This is a genomic window from Providencia sp. Je.9.19 (assembly GCF_051129765.1).
GTDB lineage: Bacteria > Pseudomonadota > Gammaproteobacteria > Enterobacterales > Enterobacteriaceae > Providencia.
In genome coordinates this window covers 28,627-50,950 of the sequence record NZ_JBCPSS010000008.1, presented here as the reverse complement: position 1 = coordinate 50,950, position 22,324 = coordinate 28,627, and the positions used below count along the sequence as shown (strand labels likewise).

Genomic DNA, 22,324 nt, shown 5'->3' with positions numbered 1-22,324 from the left:
TCTGACATCAGTATTAAAATAAATGATTTTGCAAAAGAGTGTGAATCATCCGCTTTTACGTATTATTATCGCAATATGGTAACAATATTAGCTGAGAGAAATATCATGATAATTAGAAACCTGATTAATGGGGAAGAAATGCAGTTATTTAAGGTCTTTAGCTGCGCAATACATGATATCGCATCAAAGGATTATACTCAGGAACAGATAAATGCGTGGGTACCTAAAAATACCGACATGGCTTTATGGACCTCTCGTATCAGAGCGTTAAAGCCTTATGTTGCGGTTATTAATGAGGAAATTGTTGGATATTCCGATTTACAACCTAATGGCTATATTGACCATTTTTTTGTTTCAGGGGACTATGCTAGACAAGGCGTTGGTACATCACTCATGAAGCATATTCATGAAGAGGCTAAGCTTCGTGGTATTAGCACTCTGACCGCAGATGTCAGTAAAACCGCCGAGGCATTTTTTCTACATAATGGCTTTTATGTTGTTGAGCGAAAATTTCCTGTGCGACATGGGGTTGTATTAGAAAATGCATCAATGAAAAAAATACTTATATCTTAACTAAAACATTAAAAATAACGCCTATCATTGAGTTTTACTCAAGACAAAGCCTGCAACAGTAGCAAATCAAACATCATCACTAAATTTGATTCGAATGAAGATATTTCAATAGTATCATTGTGATAGCTCACAGCATCGTCATAGATAGGGAAATGCAAATCTGACATGGACGCTAAACTGTTTGCGCTTGCACGGGTAAAGGCTACTACCGTCATACCTATTGTTTTTGCTATGCGTACTTTTTCTAAAACTTGCTCAGTTTCTCCTGAGCGCGAAACCGCTAAAAATACTGAGTAGCGAGATGCATTATTTATAAAGATATTTTTGCTATCACTGAGCCCAGATAAAAAGGCTTCTTTGCCTAATAACTGTAAACGCTTACTGATATATTGGGCAAATATATGCGAAAACCCCGCTCCATAAATAAAAAAAGCATTTTGCTCATTAATTAATTTAATAAAGGCGTGTTTTGTTACATCAGGTATTAAAGATTGTGTGTTTTGGTAATTGAGCTGAAATTGAGAAAATAAAGGATCGCGATTTTCAATGGATGATAAAGCAGGGCGCTCTTTTTGTGGGTTTGCAAGTTGTTGCTTACAATAATAAATTAGTTCACTGTAACCAGAAAAATCGAGCTTTTTACACAGCCGCATAATGGTAGTGGTAGAAACATAGTTGAGCGTTGCAAGCTCTCGGATCGTGAGTTGTCCTATTTTTTCAGGATGATGAGTCAGAAAAGAGAGTATACGGTATTCAGCTTTCGTTAAATCACCGGCCTTTGCAACCAAAGAGGCTAATCGATTGGACACTGAGATTTTCCCCTCTTCAAGTCATCTGAGAAATAAGATAAAAGAATGCTGATTGATAGTTAAGATTATCAGCATTCTTTATCCATTTCAGATGAAGTGCAAGTAAAGAGTTGTTTCTCTATTTAAGTCACAACCTTTGACGCTGATTACGCTATCAATTTACCTTCTTGATATTGTTTACGCAGCTCAGGCCAATAAGCTTTGTTCTCTTCAATCATATCATCCAGAATTTTTTTCGCGTGAACCATAGATGGAACGGTCTTATTTAATGTAAAAGCTTGTAACGCTTTTTCGTAATTTCCTTCAAGAGTCGCTTCAACTAATAGTTGTTCAGAGGCTAATTGTTGCTCTAACAGCGCTTGATGGAAACGTGGAATTTCACCAATACGAATTGGTTCTGGACCATGGGCTGTAATGTAAGCGGGAACTTCGACCATTGCATCGAAAGGTAGGCTAGCAATTGCCCCTTTATTTTCAACAATCACTAGATGACGTTGACGTAAATTAAAGGCTAATGAGCAAGCAACATCAACGATAAAGGAACCATGGACACCAACGTGGAAAGCATCAGGTAAAATACCGGTTTCTTTATAAACGCGAGCCGCTTCGAATAAACGCTTTTCACGACCATCCATCACTTCATTGGCACGAGTATACTCAGGATTTTGGTGCTCAACCATATCATTAGCCATTAAATAATATTGCAGATATGGGTTAGGAATATAATCTGGGAATGCTTCCATTAGAGGCTGAATATTACGCCAAGTTTTGACCCATGAAGGGTCTGAGTGTTGTGGATCAGTTTGTGCGGCATCTTCCGTTAATAAGCCAAATTTTGCGATGTGCTCACGTAACTGAGGCAGTTTCTCTTCACCTTTAACGCGTATAGATGTGAACCAACCAAAGTGATTTAGTCCAAAATAGTCTACATCAAGGTCATGGCGGTCAACATTGAGGATCGCTGCCATATTACGCATCGCAGCGACTGGCATGTCACAAATATTGAGTACTTTTGCATGAGGGCGTAAACGGCGAACACCTTCTGCCACAATAGCCGCAGGGTTAGAATAGTTCACAATCCATGCGTTATCAGCATATTTTTCTACAAAATCAATTAACTCAACCATTGGCAAAATGGTACGCAGTCCATAGGCTAGACCACCAGGGCCGCAAGTTTCTTGACCTACAACACCATGGCGCAGTGGGATTTTTTCATCTTGTTCACGCATGGCATACTGGCCTACGCGCATTTGAGCAAACACAAAATGTGCTCCACTGAATGCCGTTTCTGGATCTGTGGTGACGGTAAATTTAATGGTTTCGCTATGATCGCGAATTACTTTTTCGACTACTGGTGCGATAACATTTTGGCGATCAGCATCAATATCGTACAACCGAATTTCAGCAATTGGAAAGTCAGTTAAGCGCACCATTAGGCTTTTTACAATTCCTGGCGTATAGGTACTGCCGCCACCCGCGATACTCAGAATGAATGGGGGTTTATTCATGTTATTTCTCCTATTAAAGTACGGCTTCAACCGCTTCTCTCATTTTTTTGACATGCAGTCCATAGACTACCTGTACACTATTCCCATGGCGCACAACGCCTTTGGCACCTGTTTGTTTTAACGTTTCTTCATTGATGACATCAGCATCTTTTACAGTGACTCGCAAACGGGTGTAGCAGTTGTCAACACTGTCGATATTTTCTCTTCCACCCAGTCCTGCAATAATTTGCTCACCGACAGGTCCGGTTTCAGTAAGCGGTGTCGTGGACGGTGTAGTAGATTGCGGTTGTTGCTGATAATCCGCTTTACTATAGAGGCGCGTTTCTTCGTCATCCGCTTCACGTCCTGGTGTTTTAAGGTTGAATTTTAAAATTAGGAAACGGAAGGTGACAAAATAGAGCGCAGCCATAATCACACCGACTAAGATATACATAGGCCAGTTTGACTTTTCGATGCCTAATGGCAGGTTATATAAGACAAAATCGATGACGCCATTTGCGCCGATAGCATGGACATCGAATAGGTAGAACAGCATCATGCCGATGCCTGTTAAAATGGCATGAGCAAAGAAAAGGATTGGGGCGACAAAGAGAAATGAAAATTCTAAAGGTTCGGTGACACCCAGTAAAAGGGACGTTGCAGCAGCGGGGATCAAAATAGCCTTGGCGATTTGTTTTTTCTCTTTCTTAGCTAACATAATCATTGCTGCTGCGGCAGCGGTTAGGCCAAACATTTTTGAAATACCACGGGCATCCCACACCACGGTAGGGCTAAGCTTAGTGACCGACGGACACGCCATTTCAGCAAAATAAATATTGCGTGCGCCTTGGTATACGGTGCCACAAACTTCTTGTACGCCACCAAGCTCGGTATAGAGGAATGGGGTATAAACGAGGTGGTGTAAGCCCGTTGGGATCAGTATGCGTTCGAGAAAGCCATAAATCATCGGCCCGAAAGCACCTGCACCATGAATGCCAAGAGCCAGTTTGGTGATCCCGGCTTGAACAAATGGCCAAATTTCGCTCATCAGCACGCCAAGTAAGATCATAAAAGGAATGGTGATAATAGAGACAAAACAATGGCCTGAGTAGATTGCCATGATGCCGTTGAATTGACGGCCTGAATATTTGTTATAGAGCCAACCTGAAAATCCGCCCGTTAATATGCCTGCAAAAACGCCCATTTCTAGCACTTGTACGCCAAGTACTAAACCGTGACCTGCTGCTCTCATTGTTTCTATAGGCAGTAATTTATCTTGCTGGGTTAGTATGATATTCATAGCATTAATAAAAATGATAAATGCGACAAGACCAATAAGTCCTGCATAACCTTTATCTTTTTTAGCCAGTCCTACCGGGATACCAACGGCAAAAATGAGCGCTAAGTTACTGAGAAGGGATACCGCTGATTTAGCGAGTAATTGACCGGTTCCTTGGATAATAGGGTGATTTAAAAAAGGTAAGTATTCAGCAAGATTACCGTTACCAAATAGATTACCGAGTGCAATATACAATCCCACAATGGGCAAGATCAGTACGGGGCCATAAAGTGATTTACCAAAAGCCTGCAAGGCATTAATAATATTTTTCATAAAGTGTCTCGTTATTGTTATTTCACACTCAATACCATTTCAGCATCTTGCGTCGCCGACTAATCAAAATCAAGCTATCTAATTGATTTAAAAACATATCACTTTAAAAGTAACATGTTACCTTTTGCCATGTGATATAGCTCACTGACGGAATTTTAAATTTCCAATTTTTATACGGTGGAAAAACTAGAACTCATTTTAATTATTTAAGTAAGGAAGGTTTGAAGTAGTGACATAAAGAGCACGTATGAATTGACGCTGAATGCTTTAGGGTTGCTAGTATGGCTAAACATACAGATAAATATAATGTCATCTGACATTGATAAAATACTGAGTTTTAATTAAAGGAAAAAACAAGTGTCGACAATCATTTTAGCTATTATTCTCGGTATTGGTGCTACGATAGTGATGGATATTTGGTCATTAGTACTGAAATTATTCAAAATACCAACTCTTGGTATGTCTATGATTGGTCGATGGGTCGGTTATTTATTTAAAGGACGCTTTTTTCACTATCCTATTATGAAAAGTGACGCGATATATGGTGAAAGTGCGCTTGGCTGGGCTGCTCATTACGGTATTGGTATCATTTTTTCATTTATTTTTATCTATTTTGTAGGGGATAGTTGGTTTGCTCAACCTACATTTTGGCCCGCTTATATTTGGGGTGTTATTACAGTTTCGGCACCTTATTTTATGATGCAACCAGGATTTGGTTTCGGGGTTATGGGGTGTAAAACGCCGCATCCAAATAAAGTCCGTTTAATGAGTTTTCTGGCTCATAGTGCATTTGGTCTTGGACTTTATCTTACGGGATTAGTGATTAGCGACGTTATCTAAAAAAACGATAATAATAAATCCTAATTATTACTTTAACAAAATTATAAATTTATTTTTTATTCTAATAATATCAAAAATAAAAAATAGAACATTAAGAGTTTATTAATTTTAATTTTTAAATAGATTAAGCTCTAGTGGTATTTTACATAGAGCTTACTTTAATTGAGAGAATTTACGATTTTAAAATAATATTTTATCATATTGAACTATCAAGCTACCTTGGACCTTAGCAACAATGGGTCATTGTGTCTAAAACCCGAAACTCGATATATGGATGGTGATGTACCTAAATATGTTCTAAATCGTTTCGCGAATGATTGTTGAGAATCAAACTGGTATTTTAAAGCTATATCAATGATTTGAAGGTTTGTTGAGCAGAGGTCCTTTGCTGCTTCACTGATCCTTCTACGGCGAATATATTCACCAAGCGGCATGCCAACTATTTTTCGAAATACACGTTGTAAGTGCCATTTTGTGTATCCTGACTTTTTAGCAATATCATCAAGCAATAAACAACAAGTTAAATTTACTTCTATCCAATCAATTAATTCATTAATAATGATTGATTGGAATTGAGTGTGTTTTTGGCTATATAAAACTAATATTTCTTTATGCATAATTTATTTCCTACGGTTCTTATTTGCAGCATATCCCTCATTGTGTTGTTTTAAAATAAATAAAGATTAAACAAAGTATAATACAAATCGTGATTATGTAGTAACGAGTTTATTTATAAAAAATAAGTAAATTAAAATACATATTTCATATAAAACCAGCTATTAACATTCATGCTAAGTTGAGTGATAAGCGATTTTTCATATTTATCTACTGTAAATCCTAAATTTTCATATAGCTTTTTTGCACCAGTATTATTCTGTGCAACATATAATGAGATGTAATCTATATTATTGTTTTTACTTATGTATTCCATAATCCAGCGTAGAATATATTTACCAATTCCTTTACCTTGGAATTGGTTACTTACCCCAATGTAAGAGATATAGGCTTCATGATCATCCGGTGAGTGGTTGAATAACGAACAGATCCATGTGGCTTTTATTGTTTTTAATAACCCAAATTGTCGACTTAGTTTGAGTGCTGAACTTGCAAAATTTAGGTTTGTTACTGGCTTATCAGTTGCCATGCAGATACCAAAGGCTGCTATGATTTCGCCTTTATAAGAGGCAACAAATTGTTGCTCAGATTGTTCAATAAAATGTAATTTCCATAATTCATTGAACAAAGATTGTTGTTCGGCTTTTGACGAAAATTTAAGTTTGTTAAATTTATTAGCAAAAGACTGAAAAAATAGCACTGACGATGCTAAAACTGAGTTCTCAGAAAGAGGTTCTATGATTAAGCCGCTAACATCGAAATCCGATTTTTCATCTAACATTTTCAATCCCTTTTTAATTATAGCAACAAGTGTTTTAAACTCAGTAAATTGGACTTATTGCTATTCGACTAGTTTATAAAACTGATATTTTACATGATTCTCTTAGTGATCGCTTAGCTAGGAATGTGCGCTTTTAACCGCCAGTAGGTTAAAAGAATTAGCAGCGAAATGGCGATGGAGAGAATATTCATGCTTTGCCACCCTAAAGTGAAAAATAACACACCGGCACCAAGGCTTCCAACCCCACCAAAAAAGTAGATCAAAAAATCAGTCATACCTTGCACTTTGGCTTTTTCATGAGGTTCATAGCAGTGAGGTAATAAATTTGTAGTACTGATTAATATTAAATTCCAAGCAACACCAACAAAGATACCCGCTAATAAATAGTGATAAAAACTATGACCAATCAAGTTCATGACGGCAGATAACATAAGTAAAATGACGCCACAAAAAATAATACGCTTAGCCCCGAGATGATGTACGAGTAGTCCAGTAAAGAAAGAAGGGGCAAACATACCTAAAATATGAAATTGGAAAACAATTGCGATTGATGAAAAAGGAAAGTCATGCTGTTTCATCGACAGTGGAATTGAAGCGAAAGTGAAAACGACAATCGCGTAACCCACGGCACTGACAAAGGCAGTTAATCTTAATATTGGTTGAGAATACAAAATTTTATAACTGCGTTTTACTGCATTTTTCTCTTCGGATGTTTTAGTGATTTTCTTCAATGGAACGATGAGCAGCAAAAGAAATGCAATCAAATAAATACCGATTAACGCAGTGAACGGCCCTGCAAATGGATACTTTGCAAAAAATCCTTGAGTTGTTATTGCGAGGGTCGGCCCTATGAGCGCGGCGACAATACCACCACTCATGACTAACCCAATTGCTTTGGCATGTAGGTATTTAGGGGCTTCATCTAATGCCGCAAAACGAAATTGCTGTGCAGTACCAATTGCAATTCCTGTAAAGAATAAGCCAATCGAAAAATAAATGAGATTACTTTCTAAAACACCAATAATTGATAGAATAGCACCGATTAACCCGCCAATATTTCCAATAATAAAACCTATCCTTCTTGAATACCTTTGCATTAAATAAGCAATTGGAATGGTGGCCATAATTAGGCCAACATATTGACTTAATAAGGGAATTGTTGAATAGGTCGGATCTGTCGCGAGAGATTCTCCGATCACGACAGCAACAGAAAGTACAATCGCATTTCCAGTTATAAACAAAGAAAGAGAAATGGCTAACCACCAAACTGATTTTGGCATGAGATCCTCAATATATTAAAAATAAATGTTATTGTTATTGCTGTATTAAATGGAGTTTTCATGCTGTTATTTTTATAACTGCAATCATTTTGGTTTAAGTCATGAATCGAATCTTACAACTTCAAGTTGACTTTAAGTCAAGAGGGATTCGCAATATTTTCACTTTATTTTTATTGGTGATTTATTCTTATATTTTAAATAATATCAGAGTATTCAACTAATAGAATGGTTTGTGATTTAGATCTCATTTAATGCGTGTACGTTATAAAAATAAAAAAAAGGATTGTCAGGGGAAAAAAATTATGTTTTCTTAAAGACAGTTAAAAAATAAAAATGAATAATTTAAACAAGATAGATTAAACAGGAAGAACCCGTGAATATGACGACTAATCACTTAAACCTACTACTACTTACCGCGCCATGTGCCGCGGTGGTCGTGCGTGTGGTCGTGGTCGTGGGCTTAGCGCCGTAACGGGTCAAATCAACGCAGATTTTGAAACCCCGCCGGCGCAAACCGAGCGGGGTTTTTTATGACTCTTCGCTTGGACCCGCAGGCAAGTGAAGGATAAAAATTATGAGCGAGTCGGATACAATATCACCACGGAAAACCCGTTATACAGGCGCGGAATTAATTGTTCACCTCTTAGAAAAACATGGTATTACGCTTGTTTCCGGTATACCAGGTGGCGCGGCATTACCTTTCTACGATGCTTTAGGGCAAAGTAAAAAAATACATCACATTCTTGCACGCCATGAACAAGGCGCAGGTTTTATTGCTCAAGGGATTGCCCGCACAACGGGTAAAGCAGCGGTATGTATATCATCAAGTGGGCCGGGAGCTACTAATCTTGTTACGGCTATCGCCGATGCAAAACTAGATTCTATCCCTTTAGTTTGTATTACTGGCCAAGTTCCTTCTTCCATGATCGGTACTGATGCATTCCAAGAAGTGGATACTTATGGTATTTCCATTCCTGTGACTAAACATAATTATTTGGTACGTAATATCAATGAATTGCCACAAGTTATTTGTGATGCATTTCGTATCGCAGAATCGGGGCGTCCGGGACCCGTATGGATTGATATTCCAAAGGACGTTCAAACCGCAACCATAGAATTAGCTGAATTGCCTGATATTTCGCCTAAAGATAAACCACCTAGCTTTGAGATGGAAAAAGTCATTCAAGCAGCGAAAATGATCAATGAATCTAAGCATCCCGTTCTTTATTTAGGTGGCGGTGTTATTAGTTCCGAGTCAACGAGTACAGCTATCGCTTTTGCAGAAAAAGCTTCATTACCGACTACCATGACATTAATGGCTTTGGGGACGTTACCGATTCAGCACCCGCTTTATCTGGGGATGTTAGGTATGCACGCTGCTCGTAGTACTAATATGGTGATGGAAGAATCTGATTTACTGATTGTTATCGGTGCTCGATTTGATGACCGTGCGATTGGTCGCGCTGAAAAATTTTGTCCGAATGCAAAAATCATTCATGTTGATATCGATAAAGCCGAAATCAGCAAAATTAAGCGACCAGACATTGCTATCCATGCAGATGCAGGACAAATATTGGAATTACTGTTACCACTTGTCGAACGAAATGAGCGTAAAGAATGGTTGCAGCAAGTTAATGAATTAAAACAAAATTATGCTTTAGATCTAAGCGAAGCAGATAATCCACTTAGTCATTATGGGTTAGTACTTGCCACAGCGCGTGCTGCTGGGGAAGAGGCCATTGTGACCACGGATGTGGGGCAGCACCAAATGTGGGCCGCACAAGTTTATCCTTTGACGCGCTCACGCCAATGGTTAACGTCGGGTGGGTTAGGCACGATGGGTTTCGGTCTGCCCGCGGCCATTGGTGCAGCGCTAGCAAATCCGGATAAAACCGTGGTTTGTTTTACGGGTGATGGAAGTTTAATGATGAATATTCAGGAGTTGGCAACTGCGGCGGAGCACAATCTCAATATAAAAATCGTGTTAATGAATAATCAAGCTTTAGGAATGGTACATCAGCAACAAAATTTGTTTTTTGAAAATCGTATATTTGCTGCAGCTTATCCGTATCAGACTGACTTTGTTAAAATTGCGGCAGGCTTTGGTTTACAAACTTGTGACTTAAATAATGAAGCTGATCCTGAAATGGCGCTTGAGGCCATGATGAATAGAAAAGGCCCTTGTTTAATTCATGCCTTGATCGATGTAAATCAGAAGGTCTATCCAATGGTTCCACCCGGTGCCGCTAATATTGACATGATCGGAGCGTAATTATGACACTTGAATATCAACCAATTGCATTAGAGTTAATCGTTCGTAACCATCCGGGGGTGATGTCACATATTTGTGGTTTGTTTGCCCGCCGCGCATTTAACGTTGACGGCATTCTCTGTATGCCTATAAAAGGTAAAGATGAAAGCCGTATTTGGCTATTAGTTCAAAATGACGAACGTTTATCTCAGATGGTTAATCAAGTCGAAAAACTTGAAGATGTAAAAGAGGTTCGTTTTAGCGATGATTTACGTTTGTTTGAGACCATGCAAAATTATTTGCAGTAAGACTTAATTCTTCCTTTTAATCAGTCTGCAATCTGTGTTCAATTTTTTATGAACATAGATTACAGGCTGATTTTTATTTTAGAGTACGCTACTTTTATAGTGATATAAACGGTATTGAATCTCAAAATTGCAACATTTGTTTGTTTCTAGATTGAATTGTTTCTTAAAACGAACGGTAGTGATATAACAAGGTCATTGAAAAAAGAATCTCCATAAAGACGTCACTTATTGGGGAAAGCATTTATAAAGGCTGATTTTTATGCAGAATAATATTTATCTTACTGATACTTATCAATATGAAGTGGAAACGATACTACTAGCACAAGGAGAAGATGAAGAAGGGCGCTGGGTCGCTCTAACAGATAATATTTTTCATCCTCAAGGTGGTGGGCAACCCGTTGATACTGCTTGGATAAACAATGAGCCTGTTCGAATTAAGAAACAGCTTAATGGTTTAATTATTGCTTATATTCCGAATGAATTAGTTCTGAATGAAGGTGAACAAGTTAAAGCGCATATTGATGGTGAAAAGCGTCGTCGCTATGCGGCTCTGCATACAGCTGGGCATTTGTTAAACTGGGAATTGCGACGCTTTGGTTGGATGGCTCAAAAAGGACATCATTTTCCTGATGAATCACGCGTTGAGTTCACCATGTACTCTGATGATGCGACGCCTTTTGAACAGTTAGATAGTCAGCAAATTGAATTAATTGTTAATCAAAGCCTAAACAGTCAACGAGTTGTAGAAATCATTCAAAAGGGTGAACTACGCATTAGTTATATTGATCAAACGGAAGAAATGCCTTGTGGTGGTACGCATGTAAATGCATTGGAATGTATTGAGGATTTTTCTATAAAATCAATGAAATATAAGAAAAATGTATTGCGCATTAGCTATGATGCAAAACATATCGCGGTTTAAATGCCATCACTAAGATGGGAATACGTCATCACAACGGTGGCTTGTACATCTTCTTCCATGCATAAGTAGGCGTGGGGCAAATCACCACTAAATGCATAAAAATCACCTGCTTCCAGTACAATAGTTTGAGAGTCATTCAAACGTAACATGAGTGAACCTGAATGCAACATAATGTGTTCATGGGTTCCACTCATGTGTGCGGGGCTATTAATAAGAGCCCCTCGTTTCATATTCAGTTGCCAAATTTCTGAAATATTTCCCATATTAATGCGAAATTTAAACTGTTGTGAGTAATCTTCGTCAGAAGGCGATGATTTTACCAAATAGGGGTAGGCCTCATGCTGGCGAGTGAATAAATCACTTAAAGGAAAGCGTAAAGCAATCGCAATTGCCTCTAAAGTATCAATGCGCGGGTTAGAGCCGCCGGATTCTAATTTAGATAATGCGGCTTTAGATATTCCAGATAGGCGAGATAATTCATTTAAGGAAAGGTTTCTAGCTTGCCTTAGGAGGCGCACTTTTTGCCCAATCTTTATATTAATCCTTTTATCCATGACTCATCTTTCCTTAAGCTCTAATTTATTCTGTTAATTCTACCATCATGAAAATGAAATGTCAGAAAATCACCGATATAGACATATTATTTTGCAGATAATGTAGGGTTATTAATAATAAATATTTGATATTTTAACTGCAAAAAAAATAACACTATTTAATGTGCTTGGAAGAATTTATAGTAGGAAAATTGAAAAATTAAGGAATTCACGACTATGCCATTTGAATTATTATCTCTTGATATGGCAATTTGTTTTGTCACATTATTGTTTGCTTATTTAGTCTTTGGTATGGCAGGTTTTGGTTCCGCATTAATTGCAACGCCAGTATTGGCACTTTATCTACCTTTAAGCATGATTGTCCCCATATTAGCGTTGATCGATTTAACCGCGGCGGTTTTAAATTTGTTTAAAGATGGAAAAAATGCAGATTATCAGGAAATAAAATGGATTATTCCATTAATGGTAGTTGGAAGTTTAATTGGTGCAGCTATTTTATTAAAAACACGTCCTGATATTCTTGTTTTATTACTGGGGATTTTTGTTATTGGTTATGTGTTGAATGCTTTTTTTTCAAAGAAGAAAAAAACCCCGTTTTCTAAAGCGTATGTTGTGCCATTTAGCCTCGTTGGTGGGGTTTTTAGTGCTTTATTTGGCAGTGGTGGTTTTATCTACGCGATGTATTTATCGAGTCGAATTGAAGATAAACAGCGGTTTCGTACAACTCAAATGACATTAATTGGCTTTAGTACCTTAACTCGAGTGATTATCTTTTTAGTGATGGGCGTTTACCTTAACCTTGATATCTTATTGGTAGCTCTTGCTTTTTCACCCGCGATGTTGATAGGTACATGGGCAGGACGACATATTACATTAAGAATATCTCGAGAAGCTTTCTTGAAGACAATTAATATTGTTATATTAGTTTCAGGTATCGCTTTGTTATATCGCTATTTTTTTGTTCTTTAATTTTTATTACTCTATTAAGAACACAAATACATAATAAATTATTTTTATTTAATTTAGCGGGGTAATCTATAGGTTATGCTACAATTACCACATGCATTATGCTTTTTATTTAATTATTCGTGATTTTTAATCTCAACTAAATATTGTTTTTATGGAGTTTAATTCTGTTGCTTTTATTCAAGTAAGCAGATTAATGTCAAAATGAGTCCTGATAATCAGCGTTTACAAAATATTCGACGTTCACCTTCCTTTGCTATTTTTACAATCACAACAAGTATCGCCGTGATTGGTATTGTTATTGGCTTAAGTATTCCAATGGTGGCGCTTAGATTAAATAATTATGGTGTTGGCGAATTGTATATTGGTATTATTTCTGCCGCGCCAGCTTTGGGGATGTTTTTAATCGCCCCGGTGGTTCAACGTATTGTTCAATGGTGCGGTAAACGAAAAGCTATGTTGGCTGCGACCGTTATTTCAGCGATTAGTTTGTTACCTTTGCTGAGCTCCTTACCGCTTTGGTTATTATTTCCATTACGATTAATTACAGGTCTAGCGAGTGGTGTACTGATTTGTTTAGGGGAGACATGGATTAATGAACTGTCTTCTGAAAACAAACGAGGGCGAATATTAGCGATATATACGACGGTCTTTACTGTTAGTCAGTTACTTGGACCTTCTTTTATTGCTTATTACGGTGTTGAAGATAAATCGCCACTGTTGATTTGTACGTTAATTCACCTTATTTCAGTTGCACTTTTTTTATTGATGGATCAAAAAATAGGCGATCGCATTGCTAAGACAGCCAGTAAATCTCATTTTTCGATCCTTCAGTTTGTGAAAGTTGCACCGGGTATTTGCGCTGGAATTGTCTTTTTTGCCTTTTTTGATGGCACAATTCTGTCTATGTTTCCCATCTATGGCATGGGAATGGGGCATACAGAAGCCGTTGCAGCATTGATGATAAGTGCAATACTTGCCGGTGACGCAATTATGCAAATGCCTTTTGGCTGGCTTGCTGATCATATGAATCGAGAAAAACTGTATAGAATATGTGGTGTCGTGACCTTGGGGGCAAGCATATTATTACCCGTGGTGATCACTAATACTTATTTAATTTGGTTATTGTTATTTGTATTAGGCGCGACAGCAGGTGCAATTTATACGATTGCGTTAGTGCAAATTGGACAATATTTTAAAGGTAATGAGTTAATTATCGCTAATGCAGCAGCCGCAATGTTATGGGGACTCGGCAATCTTTCGGGGCCTTTATTAGCGGGTGTGGTGACAACTATTTCACCTTTAGGATTACCTGTCTTATTAATTTTGGGTGCGGCTGTATTTTTGTGGTTCACTCGTGAAAAATATAGCGCTCAAGTTACAGTGCAAGCCACACCGTAAGCTTTATTATTCAGTAGGTCTGTAGTTGGGCTCTTATCGTTAACTACAGATCTATAGCCACATTTTTGTACTGCACCACAGCTCAACTCATATTTAATCCATATGTAAAAACAGTTATATTCCTCATTATTATCACATTATGAATATCTTTTTTGGGTGTTTTTTCGAATAAATTGACAGAATTAATACAGCAATCGTATTAACCTAAAACGTAAAAACACTTGATTAACGACCCATTTTCAAACGATAATTGCTTTCCTCACAGTATCCCGTTCTCTTTTTTTAAAGCCAAACGTTTGCGTTATTGTTTTTATTGGGAATTATTTCTCAATTTATGCAATTTTTTTCAAAACGTAATCGATTACGTAAGGTTTGCTAAGTCTGCTTGATGCGATTAGTTAAGAAAAAGAATTCGGTATTTTTGAAAAAAATTACATCGCTAAATCAATTGATTTTAGACACTAACAGCAGAGGTACGCCATGTCAGGCCAACAGGCTTCATCCAATTGTAAATTGGATTCATATTTTAAGATATCAGCGCGAGGCTCATCAGTTCGTCGCGAAATCATTGCAGGCTTAACGACGTTTTTAGCGATGGTTTATTCTGTCATCGTGGTTCCTGGCATGTTAGGACAGGCTGGTTTTCCACCGACCGCCGTATTTATTGCAACCTGTTTAGTGGCGGGTTTTGGTTCTTTGTTGATGGGATTATGGGCTAATTTGCCGATGGCAATTGGTTGTGCGATTTCATTAACCGCGTTCACCGCGTTTAGCTTAGTTCTTGGGCAACAAATTACGATCCCTGTTGCGCTAGGTGCCGTCTTTTTAATGGGGTGTCTGTTTACTTTAATCTCAGTCACGGGCATCCGTAGTTGGATTTTACGCAATATGCCGATGGGGATTGCTCATGGTACGGGTATCGGTATTGGCTTATTTTTATTATTAATTGCGGCTAATGGTGTTGGCTTAGTAATTAAAAATCCAAATGCAGGACTGCCTGTTGCACTCGGTGAATTTACATCTTTCCCTGTGTTGATGTCTTTAGCGGGCTTGGCAGTTATTTTTGGTTTAGAAAAACGTCGTGTACCGGGTGGCGTTTTATTGGTTATTATCGCGATATCAATCCTCGGTTTGATTTTTGATCCTACAGTAAAATACCAAGGTTTCTTTAAGTTACCTTCATTTGGTGAAGATGGCCTTTCTCTTATGTTTAGCATGGATATCATGGGCGCTTTGCAGCCGATGGTACTTCCGAGCCTATTAGCGCTTGTGATGACAGCTGTATTTGATGCGACAGGTACTATTCGCGCGGTTGCTGGGCAAGCTAATTTACTCGATAAAGACGGTCAAATTATTGATGGCGGTAAAGCATTAACAGCTGACTCCGTGAGTAGCATTTTTGCGGGGGTTATTGGTGCGTCCCCAGCGGCTGTGTATATTGAATCAGCTGCGGGTACTGCTGCGGGGGGGCGTACAGGTTTAACGGCGGTCGTCGTCGGTGTTTTATTCCTCTTCATTTTATTCTTATCACCACTTTCTTATCTTGTCCCTGCTTATGCAACTGCGCCAGCGCTGATGTATGTTGGGTTGCTAATGTTAAGTAACGTCTCAAAATTAGATTTTGATGATTTTGTCGATTCGATGTCAGGTCTGCTTTGTGCGGTATTTATCGTTCTGACTTGTAATATCGTCACAGGTATTATGTTGGGCTTTGCATCACTGGTCATTGGTCGCCTATGTGCGGGTGAATGGCGTAAGCTGAACATTGGAACTATCGTTATTGCCGTTCTTTTAGTAGCGTTTTATGCTGCTGATTTGGCGATTTAGCCATTTTCATATCAATAGAAGGGTGGCATTAGTCGCCCTTTAACGTATTGTTGCGATTAATCTTAAAGTGTAAATTATTTCACCGTCACAGAGTGGGTTAAGGATAGAATATACATAGGTCAGTGAATTAAGTGGAAATACATATTTTCTGCGTGTGACTGGCTTGACTGAAAATTAGGGTCTGAGCGGTGCTATCTCTTACTATGCGGCGGCAGGCAATTAGTCTATCGTCGTTTTGTCAAATAGTAAGGGCAACATGGAAATTTTCTTTACCATTCTTATCTTGATCTTAGCAGTCTCTGTTTCCGGTGTGGTGACAAAAGTCATCCCTATCCGTATCCCTCTGCCTTTAATTCAAATTGCTATCGGTGCTTTGCTTGCATGGCCTCAATTCGGGCTGCATGTCACGTTTGATCCCGAACTTTTCATGGTGTTATTAATTCCGCCGTTATTATTCGTTGATGGCTGGAAAACGCCAACGCGTGAGTTTTTCCAAAATGGGCGTGAGATTTTCATTCTTGTACTCGTTTTAGTATTAGTGACTGTAGTGGGAATTGGCTACTTAATTTATTGGTTACTGCCAGGTATTCCATTAGTCGTGGCATTTGCATTAGCGGCGGTTTTATCTCCAACGGATGCGGTGGCATTATCTTCAATTGTGGGCAAAGGACGCATCCCAAAAAGAATGATGAGTGTTCTTGAGGGAGAGGCGTTAATGAATGACGCTTCAGGTCTTGTGGCATTAAAATTTGCCGTTGCCATCGCAATGGGCACCATGGTCTTTAGCGTTTCCGGCGTGACTATTGAATTTTTCATCGTTGCAATCGGTGGTTTGTTATCAGGTATCGCGGTGACTTGGGTGTACAGTAAATCATTACGACTCATGGGCCGTTGGAGTGGTGACGATCCTGCAACGCAAATTGTGTTCATGTTATTGTTACCATTTGCCTCTTATATGATAGCGGAACACATTGGTTTCTCCGGTATTTTAGCCGCAGTGGCGGCGGGTATGACTATCACTAAATCTGGCGTGATGCGTAATGCGCCATTGGCAATGCGTTTGCGTGCAGATAGTGTTTGGGGAATGCTTGAGTTTGTCTTTAACGGTTTAGTCTTCATTATGTTAGGGCTACAGCTGCCGGGTATTTGGGAAACCTCAGTTATTCAAGCCGAGCTTGATCCAAGCGTTGAAACTTGGATGCTCTTTACGGCTGTCATTGTGATTTATTTTGCTCTGTTGCTATTACGTTTTTGTTGGTTATGGTTGATGAAAAAGTTCAGCCATTTATTTTTGAAGAAAAAACCACTACAGTTCGCTAATTATACCTTTCGTGAGCTTTGTTTAGCCTCATTTGCGGGGGTTCGAGGCGCAATTACCTTAGCGGGTGTGCTCTCCATTCCGTTATTTTTAACTGATGGGTCACCGTTCCCTGCGCGTTATCAACTGGTCTTCATTGCCGCAGGGGTGATCTTATTATCCATTTTTGCTGGTGTTATTGCACTGCCATTGCTATTGCGTAATTTCAAGGTCGGCGATAAAGAAGCGGATATTAATGAAATACGGATGGCAAAAGCGGCAATGGCAGAAGTGGCGATTGTGAGCTTAAATAAGATGGAAGAACGTTTGTCTGCGGATGTTGAGGAGCAACTCGATTCTGAGGATATTATTGAAGTGGCTTCAAGGGTAACGGGCCATTTACGGCGTCGAACCGCAGGACAAGATGAAATTGATCGTAATTTACAGATTGAAGAGCTTGAAAGACGCTTTCGATTAACCGCTTTGCGTGCTGAACGTGGTGAATTATATCACTTACGTGCAACACGTAAGATAAGCAATGAAACGTTACAGACATTGTTAATTGATCTCGATTTATTAGAAGCAGTGCTGATCGAAAAAGAGCATTAAGACTAAAAACCGAGTATTCTACTCAACAATTATTGTTTGAGAGATTATTGAAAAAATGTGGTTACTCGTCATTACGACGCTGCTATGGGCAGCGTCTTTTAGCCTAATTGGTGAATATTTAGCAGGGCAGGTTGATAGCTGGTTTTCTGTTTTAATTCGCGTGTCTTTAGCTGCATTGGTTTTCCTTCCATTTCTACGTTGGCGCAATTTCAGTGCTAAAGTCATCATGTTGTATATGCTCGTTGGCGCATGTCAGCTTGGCGTGATGTATCTATTTGTTTTTCATGCTTATCAATACCTTACTGTTGCAGAGTTTTTACTCTTTACCGTTCTCACACCGTTATATGTCACCTTAATTTATGACTTATTGGAACGTCAGCCCTTACGTAAAGGTTATTTATTTAGTTCTCTTTTAGCCGTGATTGGCGCCGCCATTATTCGCTATGATCATCTGAGCGAATCGTTTTGGTTAGGTCTATTATTTGTGCAGTTGGCGAATATCTTTTTTGCTATCGGGCAAGTTGGTTACAAGCGTTTAATGGAAATTCATCCAATACCGCAGCATCAAGCGTTTTCATGGTTTTATCTTGGCGCAACATTGGTTGCACTGATTGGTTGGCTGCTGTTTGGTAATAAATCAATGATGCCGACTACCAATGTGCAGTGGGGGGTATTGTTGTGGCTGGGTGTGGCTGCATCCGGCATGGGTTATTTCATGTGGAATTATGGGGCAACCAAGGTGGATGCCGGAACCCTTGCTATAATGAATAACATGATGGTTCCAGCTGGTTTATTAGTTAACTTTGCTATCTGGCAACAACACCCGGATTGGCTGAGTTTTACCATTGGGTCGAGCCTGATAATTGCGTCTCTATGGGTGCATAGACATTGGATCCTTTCACCGGCTTCACATAAGAAAGATTATCCACGGCGTGCCCAATAGCTGTTTGGGTAAATGCTTCAATAGCTGGCTGACGCTGTTCTCCTTCCCGACATGCAGCGTACAGTCGGCTCCATAAACCACTACCTAAGGTTTTCGTCTTAACCAATCCTTGCTTCTCAAAAGAATCAACGGCCCAATGTGGTAATGCGGCAATACCCATTTTCGCAGCCACCATCTGAATCAAAATCAACGTATTATCGACAGTTTTTACATTAGGTGAAACGCCTGCGGGCTGTAAAAAATGACGCCATACATCAAAACGATGACGCTGTACCGGATAAATCAGTAACGTTTCATCTGCTAAATCATGAGGTTCAATAATCGGTTTTTTGGCTAAAGGACTCTCGTTTGAAACGACTAACTTCACTTCGTAATCAAATAGCGGAGTATAGTGTAGACCTTGATCTGCAAGGATATCGGATGTCATCACTAAATCTAGCTCTCTTGAAAGTAATTCAGGTTGAGGGTCAAAGGTGACGCCTGATTTAAATTCCACGTTCACTTGAGGCCAAGTTTGTCTGAATTGTTGTAATGCAGGGGTTAACCACTGAATACAACTATGGCACTCAATCGCGATGCGTAAAGCACAAACACCAGGTTCATTACAAACTCGGATGGCATCCCTCACCATGGGTAGCACTTGTTGTGCGAGTTGTAATAACACTTCCCCTTGAGGTGTAAATCGTAATGGCTGGCTTTTACGAACAAATAGCTTAAAGCCTAAACGATGTTCAAGATCGCTAAATTGATGCGATAGAGCAGACTGAGTCTGATGCAAATGCGTAGCCGTAGTGGCTAATGAGCCGTGTTGGCTGAGCGCTTGCAATGTTTTTAAATGTTTTAATTCGATCATGAGAAACCTTCACGGTGACAATGAATAATTTGCGCTTGTGCTTTATACAGTACCTGTTGATTATAGATGTGTAAACATCTAGACGGCTAAATATTTTAAGGGGTCAATATGTCTGTTATAAATCATACACTTGGTTTTCCACGTGTCGGTCTGAAAAGAGAACTAAAACGTGCGCAAGAAGATTATTGGGCAGGCAAGATTGATCAAACTGCTCTTTTAGAAACGGGTTATGCGTTACGTGTTCGCCATTGGCAACAGCAAAAAGATGCTGGCGTTGAGCTACTACCTGTCGGTGATTTTGCTTGGTACGACCAAGTGTTAACCACCAGCTTGTTACTGGGCAACGTACCTCCTCGTCATCAAAATGAAGATGGCTCAATTGATTTAGACACACTGTTTCGAGTGGCGCGTGGTCGCGCTCCAACAGGTAAACCTGCGGCAGCAGGCGAAATGACCAAATGGTTTAATACTAACTATCATTACATTGTGCCTGAATTTCAAAAAGGGCAAAAATTTTCACTGTCTTGGACCCAATTGTTTGATGAAGTGGATGAAGCGCTAGCGTTAGGGCACAAGGTAAAACCTGTATTAATCGGCCCAATTACCTACCTTTGGCTAGGTAAAGTTAAAGGTGAAGCATTCGACCGCTTATCGTTATTGAATGAATTATTACCGGTGTATCAGGAAGTGCTTTCGCGTTTAGCGCAAAAAGGCATTGAATGGGTGCAAATCGATGAGCCAGCACTGGTATTGGATTTACCGACTGAATGGCAACAAGCATATCAACACGCATATCAAGCATTGTCAGGAAAAACCAAATTATTACTGACTACTTATTTTGATGGCATTAGTCATCACCTTGATTTAATTAAGCAACTACCAGTTCAAGGTCTACATGTTGATGTTGTGGGGGGGACGGATGATATTGAAACCCTGCATCAGTCACTTCCTGCTGATTGGGTGCTATCACTCGGCATTATCAATGGTCGCAATGTGTGGAAAGGGGATTTAGGTGAAAAATTCTTGCGCGTTAAGCCACTACTGAGCAAACGTGCATTGTGGATTGGTTCATCTTGCTCATTATTGCACAGTCCAATAGATTTGAATGATGAGACACGTTTAGATGCAGAAGTGAAAAGCTGGTTTGCATTTGCACTGCAAAAATGTGAAGAGCTTGCATTACTGACGAAAGCGCTGAATCAACCAAATGAAACACATATTGCTGAACTTGAACAATACAGCGCACCAATTCGTGCTCGTAAAACATCAACTCGTGTGAATAATGCAGCGGTTACCCAGCGTTTAGCGGCTATTCGTGAAGGAGATGCTGAGCGTAATAGTCCTTATGAAAGTCGTGCCGAACGTCAACGCGCTCGTTTTAATTTACCCTTGTGGCCAACAACAACCATAGGTTCATTCCCTCAAACGAGCGAAATTAGAACGTTACGCCTTGATTTTAAAAAGGGTAATGTCGATAAAGCCCATTATCGTACCAATATTAGTGAACATATTAAGCAGGCGATTAAAGAGCAAGAATTACTTGATATCGATGTGTTAGTGCATGGTGAAGCTGAACGTAATGACATGGTTGAGTATTTTGGTGAGCACTTTGATGGTTACGTTTTTACACAAAATGGTTGGGTACAAAGCTATGGTTCCCGCTGTGTAAAACCGCCAGTGATTATCGGTGATATTAGTCGTCCAGAAGCGATTACAGTCGAATGGGCCAAATATGCTCAGTCTCTAACAGAAAAACCAGTCAAGGGCATGCTAACAGGACCTGTGACAATATTATGTTGGTCATTCCCTCGCGAAGATGTCAGCCGTGAAACTATCGCGAAGCAGATTGCATTAGCATTGCGCGATGAAGTGGATGACTTACAAAAAGCGGGTATCGGGATTATCCAAATTGATGAACCTGCATTGCGTGAAGGGCTACCATTGCGCAGAGATGAGTGGGCAGATTATTTGAAATGGGCAGTTGATGCCTTTAAATTAAGTGCAGCGATTGCGCAAGATGATACTCAGATCCACACCCACATGTGTTATTGCGAGTTCAATGACATAATGGATTCAATTGCTGCGCTAGATGCGGATGTGATCACTATCGAAACATCACGTTCAGATATGGATTTGCTAGATGCATTCGAAGATTTCCATTACCCAAATGAAATTGGTCCGGGTGTGTATGATATTCACTCACCAAACGTACCGAGTGTAGAATGGATTGTTGCTTTACTGAGAAAAGCAGAGAAACGAGTTCCTGTCGAACGTTTATGGGTTAACCCAGATTGTGGATTAAAAACCCGTGGCTGGCCAGAAACCCGCCAAGCGCTCGCGAACATGGTTGAAGCAGCGAAAAAATTACGCAGCGAACAATAACAACCAATCGATAA

At 39.4% G+C, this 22,324-nt stretch carries 20 protein-coding genes; 12 read left to right on the top strand and 8 right to left on the bottom strand.

Annotated elements, in window-relative coordinates:
• Nucleotides 1–105: 105 nt before the first annotated feature.
• Entirely contained in the window at nt 106–573 is a 468-nt protein-coding gene (locus AAZR93_RS19600) for a GNAT family N-acetyltransferase (RefSeq protein ID WP_434720804.1), read from the top strand.
• Between the two features lie 38 nt (nt 574–611).
• Here the strand turns inward: AAZR93_RS19600 and AAZR93_RS19595 are convergent, their stop codons facing one another.
• The 3 genes from AAZR93_RS19595 to AAZR93_RS19585 all read right to left on the bottom strand — a co-directional run bounded on the left by AAZR93_RS19595 (nt 612) and on the right by AAZR93_RS19585 (nt 4,481).
• Nucleotides 612–1,382, bottom strand: a complete 771-nt coding sequence (locus tag AAZR93_RS19595) for a MurR/RpiR family transcriptional regulator (protein WP_434720803.1) — start codon at nt 1,380–1,382, stop codon at nt 612–614.
• A gap of 146 nt (nt 1,383–1,528) precedes the next feature.
• On the bottom strand, nt 1,529–2,890 hold the full coding sequence (locus AAZR93_RS19590) for a 6-phospho-alpha-glucosidase (RefSeq protein ID WP_434720802.1): 1,362 nt from the start codon (nt 2,888–2,890) through the stop codon (nt 1,529–1,531).
• A gap of 13 nt (nt 2,891–2,903) precedes the next feature.
• The gene (locus tag AAZR93_RS19585; RefSeq protein WP_434720801.1) at nt 2,904–4,481 is read right to left on the bottom strand and encodes a PTS transporter subunit EIIC; all 1,578 of its coding nucleotides are present in this window, start codon (nt 4,479–4,481) and stop codon (nt 2,904–2,906) included.
• A gap of 357 nt (nt 4,482–4,838) precedes the next feature.
• Between AAZR93_RS19585 and AAZR93_RS19580 the strand changes: the two genes are divergently transcribed.
• Complete coding sequence (locus AAZR93_RS19580) at nt 4,839–5,321, top strand: DUF2938 family protein (RefSeq protein WP_294104588.1); 483 nt, start codon at nt 4,839–4,841, stop codon at nt 5,319–5,321.
• 209 nt (nt 5,322–5,530) lie between these two features.
• On the opposite strand, the gene AAZR93_RS19575 is transcribed toward AAZR93_RS19580, so the two are convergent.
• From AAZR93_RS19575 to AAZR93_RS19565, 3 genes are all read right to left on the bottom strand, one after another.
• Nucleotides 5,531–5,938 carry a helix-turn-helix domain-containing protein gene (locus AAZR93_RS19575; protein WP_434720800.1) on the bottom strand — a complete coding sequence of 136 codons (408 nt, stop codon included), beginning with the start codon at nt 5,936–5,938 and terminating at the stop codon, nt 5,531–5,533.
• Between the two features lie 131 nt (nt 5,939–6,069).
• Nucleotides 6,070–6,717, bottom strand: coding sequence for a GNAT family N-acetyltransferase (locus AAZR93_RS19570; protein WP_434720799.1), 648 nt, complete (start codon nt 6,715–6,717; stop codon nt 6,070–6,072).
• Between the two features lie 113 nt (nt 6,718–6,830).
• Complete coding sequence (locus AAZR93_RS19565) at nt 6,831–7,997, bottom strand: MFS transporter (protein WP_434720798.1); 1,167 nt, start codon at nt 7,995–7,997, stop codon at nt 6,831–6,833.
• Nucleotides 7,998–8,376: 379 nt separating this feature from the next.
• On the opposite strand from AAZR93_RS19565, the gene ivbL reads away from it, so the two are divergent.
• The 4 genes from ivbL to AAZR93_RS19545 all read left to right on the top strand — a co-directional run bounded on the left by ivbL (nt 8,377) and on the right by AAZR93_RS19545 (nt 11,478).
• Complete coding sequence (gene ivbL / locus AAZR93_RS19560; RefSeq protein WP_294104581.1) at nt 8,377–8,469, top strand: ilvB operon leader peptide IvbL; 93 nt, start codon at nt 8,377–8,379, stop codon at nt 8,467–8,469.
• 102 nt (nt 8,470–8,571) lie between these two features.
• Nucleotides 8,572–10,269 carry an acetolactate synthase large subunit gene (ilvB, locus tag AAZR93_RS19555; protein WP_434720797.1) on the top strand — a complete coding sequence of 566 codons (1,698 nt, stop codon included), beginning with the start codon at nt 8,572–8,574 and terminating at the stop codon, nt 10,267–10,269.
• 2 nt (nt 10,270–10,271) lie between these two features.
• Nucleotides 10,272–10,556: an acetolactate synthase small subunit gene (gene ilvN / locus AAZR93_RS19550; protein ID WP_294104577.1), complete on the top strand. Its 285-nt coding sequence runs from the start codon at nt 10,272–10,274 to the stop codon at nt 10,554–10,556.
• A 259-nt stretch (nt 10,557–10,815) separates the two neighbouring features.
• Nucleotides 10,816–11,478 (top strand): hypothetical protein, encoded by a 663-nt coding sequence (locus tag AAZR93_RS19545; RefSeq protein WP_434720796.1) that lies wholly within the window; start codon nt 10,816–10,818, stop codon nt 11,476–11,478.
• On the opposite strand, the gene AAZR93_RS19540 is transcribed toward AAZR93_RS19545, so the two are convergent.
• Complete coding sequence (locus tag AAZR93_RS19540) at nt 11,475–12,032, bottom strand: helix-turn-helix domain-containing protein (RefSeq protein WP_294104573.1); 558 nt, start codon at nt 12,030–12,032, stop codon at nt 11,475–11,477. The two genes, AAZR93_RS19545 and AAZR93_RS19540, sit on opposite strands and share 4 nt — an antisense overlap.
• 216 nt (nt 12,033–12,248) lie before the next feature.
• On the opposite strand from AAZR93_RS19540, the gene AAZR93_RS19535 reads away from it, so the two are divergent.
• From AAZR93_RS19535 to AAZR93_RS19515, 5 genes are all read left to right on the top strand, one after another.
• Nucleotides 12,249–13,001 (top strand): sulfite exporter TauE/SafE family protein, encoded by a 753-nt coding sequence (locus AAZR93_RS19535; protein ID WP_434720795.1) that lies wholly within the window; start codon nt 12,249–12,251, stop codon nt 12,999–13,001.
• A gap of 201 nt (nt 13,002–13,202) precedes the next feature.
• Nucleotides 13,203–14,399, top strand: a complete 1,197-nt coding sequence (locus AAZR93_RS19530; RefSeq protein WP_434720794.1) for an MFS transporter — start codon at nt 13,203–13,205, stop codon at nt 14,397–14,399.
• Nucleotides 14,400–14,879: 480 nt separating this feature from the next.
• Nucleotides 14,880–16,226: an NCS2 family permease gene (locus tag AAZR93_RS19525; RefSeq protein WP_294104568.1), complete on the top strand. Its 1,347-nt coding sequence runs from the start codon at nt 14,880–14,882 to the stop codon at nt 16,224–16,226.
• Nucleotides 16,227–16,482: 256 nt separating this feature from the next.
• On the top strand, nt 16,483–18,132 hold the full coding sequence (locus AAZR93_RS19520; protein WP_434720793.1) for a Na+/H+ antiporter: 1,650 nt from the start codon (nt 16,483–16,485) through the stop codon (nt 18,130–18,132).
• A gap of 55 nt (nt 18,133–18,187) precedes the next feature.
• Entirely contained in the window at nt 18,188–19,075 is an 888-nt protein-coding gene (locus tag AAZR93_RS19515; RefSeq protein WP_294104564.1) for a carboxylate/amino acid/amine transporter, read from the top strand.
• Here AAZR93_RS19515 and metR read toward each other — a convergent pair.
• Nucleotides 18,972–19,928 (bottom strand): HTH-type transcriptional regulator MetR, encoded by a 957-nt coding sequence (metR, locus tag AAZR93_RS19510; RefSeq protein WP_294104562.1) that lies wholly within the window; start codon nt 19,926–19,928, stop codon nt 18,972–18,974. The genes AAZR93_RS19515 and metR overlap by 104 nt on opposite strands.
• A 108-nt stretch (nt 19,929–20,036) precedes the next feature.
• Between metR and metE the strand changes: the two genes are divergently transcribed.
• On the top strand, nt 20,037–22,310 hold the full coding sequence (gene metE, locus AAZR93_RS19505; protein ID WP_434720792.1) for a 5-methyltetrahydropteroyltriglutamate--homocysteine S-methyltransferase: 2,274 nt from the start codon (nt 20,037–20,039) through the stop codon (nt 22,308–22,310).
• Nucleotides 22,311–22,324 lie beyond the last annotated feature (14 nt).

What these genes read in the sequence shown, in the direction of transcription:
- metR (WP_294104562.1), bottom strand. Translation starts at nt 19,928, where the DNA reads ATGATCGAATTAAAACATTTAAAAACATTGCAAGCGCTCAGCCAACAC.
- metE (WP_434720792.1), top strand. Translation starts at nt 20,037, where the DNA reads ATGTCTGTTATAAATCATACACTTGGTTTTCCACGTGTCGGTCTGAAA.
- ivbL (WP_294104581.1), top strand. Translation starts at nt 8,377, where the DNA reads ATGACGACTAATCACTTAAACCTACTACTACTTACCGCGCCATGTGCC.
- AAZR93_RS19590 (WP_434720802.1), bottom strand. Translation starts at nt 2,890, where the DNA reads ATGAATAAACCCCCATTCATTCTGAGTATCGCGGGTGGCGGCAGTACC.
- AAZR93_RS19535 (WP_434720795.1), top strand. Translation starts at nt 12,249, where the DNA reads ATGCCATTTGAATTATTATCTCTTGATATGGCAATTTGTTTTGTCACA.
- AAZR93_RS19570 (WP_434720799.1), bottom strand. Translation starts at nt 6,717, where the DNA reads ATGTTAGATGAAAAATCGGATTTCGATGTTAGCGGCTTAATCATAGAA.
- ilvB (WP_434720797.1), top strand. Translation starts at nt 8,572, where the DNA reads ATGAGCGAGTCGGATACAATATCACCACGGAAAACCCGTTATACAGGC.
- AAZR93_RS19525 (WP_294104568.1), top strand. Translation starts at nt 14,880, where the DNA reads ATGTCAGGCCAACAGGCTTCATCCAATTGTAAATTGGATTCATATTTT.
- AAZR93_RS19585 (WP_434720801.1), bottom strand. Translation starts at nt 4,481, where the DNA reads ATGAAAAATATTATTAATGCCTTGCAGGCTTTTGGTAAATCACTTTAT.
- AAZR93_RS19540 (WP_294104573.1), bottom strand. Translation starts at nt 12,032, where the DNA reads ATGGATAAAAGGATTAATATAAAGATTGGGCAAAAAGTGCGCCTCCTA.
- AAZR93_RS19545 (WP_434720796.1), top strand. Translation starts at nt 10,816, where the DNA reads ATGCAGAATAATATTTATCTTACTGATACTTATCAATATGAAGTGGAA.
- AAZR93_RS19515 (WP_294104564.1), top strand. Translation starts at nt 18,188, where the DNA reads ATGTGGTTACTCGTCATTACGACGCTGCTATGGGCAGCGTCTTTTAGC.
- AAZR93_RS19575 (WP_434720800.1), bottom strand. Translation starts at nt 5,938, where the DNA reads ATGCATAAAGAAATATTAGTTTTATATAGCCAAAAACACACTCAATTC.
- AAZR93_RS19600 (WP_434720804.1), top strand. Translation starts at nt 106, where the DNA reads ATGATAATTAGAAACCTGATTAATGGGGAAGAAATGCAGTTATTTAAG.
- AAZR93_RS19520 (WP_434720793.1), top strand. Translation starts at nt 16,483, where the DNA reads ATGGAAATTTTCTTTACCATTCTTATCTTGATCTTAGCAGTCTCTGTT.
- AAZR93_RS19530 (WP_434720794.1), top strand. Translation starts at nt 13,203, where the DNA reads ATGAGTCCTGATAATCAGCGTTTACAAAATATTCGACGTTCACCTTCC.
- ilvN (WP_294104577.1), top strand. Translation starts at nt 10,272, where the DNA reads ATGACACTTGAATATCAACCAATTGCATTAGAGTTAATCGTTCGTAAC.
- AAZR93_RS19565 (WP_434720798.1), bottom strand. Translation starts at nt 7,997, where the DNA reads ATGCCAAAATCAGTTTGGTGGTTAGCCATTTCTCTTTCTTTGTTTATA.